This is a genomic window from Bacillus sp. SIMBA_008 (genome assembly GCF_046535495.1).
GTDB lineage: Bacteria > Bacillota > Bacilli > Bacillales > Bacillaceae > Bacillus > Bacillus subtilis.
Genome location: NZ_JAWRWL010000602.1, coordinates 1 through 265, shown reverse-complemented (window position 1 = coordinate 265; position 265 = coordinate 1). Strand labels below are relative to the sequence as shown.

Genomic DNA, 265 nt, shown 5'->3' with positions numbered 1-265 from the left:
ATCGGCGCGAGCCGATCTACCACCGTTCCTACGTCTCGATGACGGCCACCACGGTCATGGCCGGACTGGGTGCCCAGGGTTATCCTCTGGCGGTGCAGGCGCTGGAGATGCTGATTGCAGGGTCGATGCGGTGAGAGTTGCGGGCGATTGTCTCTGCTTTCGGACCTCGAGGTCGCGGTGAGTAACCGCAGGTCGTCCGGCAGCGAACATGACGGACTGACAAGCGCTTGAACCAAGCCGAGAGTCCCGGCGGTGTTCGAGGAAA

1 protein-coding gene is annotated in these 265 nt (G+C 62.6%); it reads left to right on the top strand.

From position 1 onward, the window contains the following. Positions 1-14: 14 nt before the first annotated feature. Complete coding sequence (locus tag SB658_RS24590; protein WP_410603011.1) at positions 15-134, top strand: hypothetical protein; 120 nt, start codon at positions 15-17, stop codon at positions 132-134. The last annotated feature ends 131 nt before the right edge of the window (positions 135-265 follow it).